This is a genomic window from Henriciella sp., from assembly GCF_049649345.1.
Classification (GTDB): domain Bacteria; phylum Pseudomonadota; class Alphaproteobacteria; order Caulobacterales; family Hyphomonadaceae; genus Henriciella.
This window is the reverse complement of the sequence record NZ_JBARZC010000185.1, coordinates 1-3,277: the sequence shown is the minus strand read 5'-3', so window position 1 is coordinate 3,277 and position 3,277 is coordinate 1. Positions and strand designations below refer to the sequence as shown.

At 63.1% G+C, this 3,277-nt stretch carries 4 protein-coding genes; 1 reads left to right on the top strand and 3 read right to left on the bottom strand.

Features of this window, described 5'->3' with window-relative positions; genetic code table 11:
* On the bottom strand, positions 1-270 hold a 270-nt coding region (locus WA989_RS04640; protein ID WP_424339339.1), incomplete at its 3' end, for an RNA polymerase sigma factor.
* A 186-nt stretch (positions 271-456) separates the two neighbouring features.
* On the opposite strand from WA989_RS04640, the gene pyk reads away from it, so the two are divergent.
* Positions 457-1,860, top strand: coding sequence for a pyruvate kinase (gene pyk, locus WA989_RS04635; protein ID WP_424339338.1), 1,404 nt, complete (start codon positions 457-459; stop codon positions 1,858-1,860).
* Between the two features lie 80 nt (positions 1,861-1,940).
* Here the strand turns inward: pyk and WA989_RS04630 are convergent, their stop codons facing one another.
* The gene (locus tag WA989_RS04630) at positions 1,941-2,360 is read right to left on the bottom strand and encodes an MAPEG family protein (protein WP_424339337.1); all 420 of its coding nucleotides are present in this window, start codon (positions 2,358-2,360) and stop codon (positions 1,941-1,943) included.
* 15 nt (positions 2,361-2,375) lie between these two features.
* On the bottom strand, positions 2,376-3,277 hold a 902-nt coding region (gene odhB, locus WA989_RS04625; protein ID WP_424339336.1), incomplete at its 5' end, for a 2-oxoglutarate dehydrogenase complex dihydrolipoyllysine-residue succinyltransferase.

Sequence of the window (3,277 nt, the reverse complement as noted above, 5' to 3'; positions counted from 1 at the left end):
GATCCGGTCAGCGCACTTTCGATGCAGGATGCCGAACGCCCAGGCCGGGAACTTCCGGGGGTCATTGAGACCCATCCAGCCGCGGCAAATGCCCGACCAGGCTTCCTGCACGGCCTCGCGCGCCTGGTCTTCATCCCTCAAGAGCCGGCCTGCCGTGCGCATCAGCCTTGGTTGCCAGCGCGCGGCGAGCCGCTCCCCGGCAGCCCGGTCGCCGGTCCGCGCCAGCGTGACGAGGAGCTCGTCATAAATCCTGCCAGTGTCATCGGACATCTCTGTCCTTTCATCCCGTTACATCAAGACAGTCGCGCGGAAGGGTAAAAAGGTTCAATCGGGTACTGGCGAAACTTGTCCGCTTTCCAGCATGGCGGTCATGCCGGGCACGATCACCCCTTTCACCTTCAGGCGGAATAAGGCTAAGCAGGGATCGGGACTGAGTTTACCTAGAGGGAGGCTGCGATGCCCCGACTTCCAAGACTTCGCGGGCGCAATGCCAAGATTGTCGCCACGCTAGGCCCGGGCAGCCGCGGCGCCCATACGATCCAGCTGCTGGCCGAAGCCGGCGCCGATATCTTCCGGCTGAATTTCAGTCATGGCAGTCATGAAGATCACAAGAAGTCCTTCGATGCGGTGCGCATGGCAGAAGACCGCATCGGCCGACCGCTTGCCATCCTCGCAGACCTGCAGGGCCCGAAAGTCCGCGTCGGCGCGTTTCCGGGCGGAAAGCTGAAGCTCGGCTTCAACACAGAATATGACCTTGTCGCCGCCGAGGAGACCGACAAGGAAAACACCATTCCTGTGCCGCACCCTGAAATCCTGGAGGCGCTTTCAGAAGGCGACCGCGTTCTTTGCAACGACGGAATGGTAGCGCTAACGGTAACGGCCGCCGGCAAGACGCCCCGCGTCAAATCCGATTTTCCGGCGGAATTGTCAGACCGGAAAGGCTTCACCGTTCAGGGCAAGGCGCTCCCGCTGAAGGCCCTCACCGAGAAAGACCGCGAGGATCTCGATTTTGCCCTGGAGATCGGCGCAGACCTGATCGCGCTGAGCTTTGTCCAGTCGGTCGAGGATGTCGAAACCGTCAAACAGATCATCAATGGCCGCGCGCCTCTCATCGCCAAACTCGAAAAGCCGGCTGCCATCGACGATCTTGAAAACATCGTTGAAGCCGCAGACGGCGTCATGGTCGCGCGCGGCGATCTCGGTGTTGAATATCCGGCCGAACAGGTCCCGATCATCCAGCGCCGCATTGTGCGCGAGGCCCGCGCCATTGGCCGGCCGGTCATTGTGGCGACGCAAATGCTGGAATCCATGATCGACAATGCCGCCCCGACACGGGCCGAGACCGGCGATGTCGCCACCGCCATCTATCAGGGCGTCGATGCCGTCATGCTGTCTGCCGAGACCGCCGTCGGGCGCCATCCTGCGACGGCCGTGGCAATCATGAGCCGGATCATACAGGCGACCGAAGCGGCTGAGGATTATCGCGACTCGCTACGCCAGTTCATGGGCGACCGCTCCGTTGAGCTGACCATAGACGTCGTCGCGCGCGCCGCCCAGTCGCTCGCCTTCGCGGAAAAAGCGACCGCCCTGGCGCTGCGCACCGGCTCTGCCCGCCGGCTTGCGCAATTCTCCAAACATCGCGGCCGCTACATGGTCCTTTATGGCTCGTCCGACGAGGCACGGCTGCGAAAGGCGCAATTGCTCTGGGGCGTTCACCCGATCCATGTCGGCGACATCGAGACCGGTGACTGGCCTGTCACCCTCCTCAAGACCGCCGAACTGGAAGGCTCCGTCGCCTATGCCGCCTGGAAAGGCGAGAATGACGAGGCCGCCTGGGAGCTCGGCGTCAGGCGGGGATAGACGCTAGCGCGGGGCCGGTGTGCGGTCCTGCCGATCATCCGGCTCGCCCGCTCTCTGGCAAAGGTCGGAGTGGCCCCGGCTCAGCCAGCCAGCTGAAGGCCGAACAGCACCCACATCACCACAAGCACGAGATTCGACAGCGCAAAGGCCGCGAGCCGGGCGACGACATGGTTGACTGTAATGTGGATGGCGGTGTGCACGGCCCGCAGGGCGACATAGGCCCAGGCCAGTCCGTAGAGCAGCGGCGTGACCATTCCGGCCACGAAAAGCGAAACGCACACCACATAGAACAGGACCGGCATTTCCAGCAGGTTCACATAATTGCGGTTCGCCACCGCCGCAAATTCCGGCACGCGCGATGACTCGCCGAGCCTGAAATCGTCCTGGGTCACCTCACCCTTGCGGGCCAACATGAAGCGCCGGATCACGATCTGCAGCAGCACGACAAGCGTCAGCGCGGCAAGCGCGATGACAGGCCAGAAGATCGCCAGCTGAGACATGCCTTCGCTTCGCCCCTAAACGTCGAGCAACAGGCGTTCCGGATCTTCCAGCGCTTCTTTCACGCGCACGAGGAAGGTCACGGCCTCCTTGCCGTCGACGATGCGGTGGTCATAGGAGAGGGCCAGATACATCATCGGGCGGATCTCGACCTTGCCATTGATCGCAACGGGGCGCTGCTCGATCCGGTGCATGCCGAGCACGCCCGATTGCGGCGGGTTGAGGATCGGCGTCGACATCAGCGAGCCATAGACGCCGCCATTCGTCACCGTGAACGTGCCGCCCTGCATGTCGCCAATCGTCAGGTCACCGTCGCGCGCTTTCCTGGCGAGATTGCCCAGCTCACGCTCGATCCCGGCAATCGACAGCTCATCGCAATCGCGGATAACCGGCACGACCAGGCCTTTGTCGGTGCCGACCGCCATGCCGATATCGTAGAAATTCTTGTAGATGATGTCGGTGCCATCAATCTCGGCGTTCACGGCCGGAATTTCCTGCAGGGCCGAGACAATCGCCTTGGTGAAGAAGCCCATGAAGCCGAGCTTCACGCCATGCTTCTCGGCGAAGCTTTCCTTGTATTTCGACCGCAGCTCCATCACCGCCGACATGTCGACATCATTGAATGTCGTCAGCATGGCGGCTGTGTCCTGGGCCTCTTTCAGGCGCCGGGCGATGGTCTGGCGAAGCCGTGTCATCTTCACGCGCTCTTCGCGCGGGCCGATCTCGCGGGGGGCTTTTGCCTGCTGAGGCTGGCTCGAGCCGGACGCCGATTTGGCGGCATTGTTCACATAATCGATCGCATCGGCCTTGGTCGCGCGGCCATCGCGGCCGGTGCCTGGAATGCTGGCCGGGTCGACCCCGCCTTCGCTCGCCACGCGGCGCACCGATGGAGACACGGGCCGGTCGTCCTGGCCGGAGG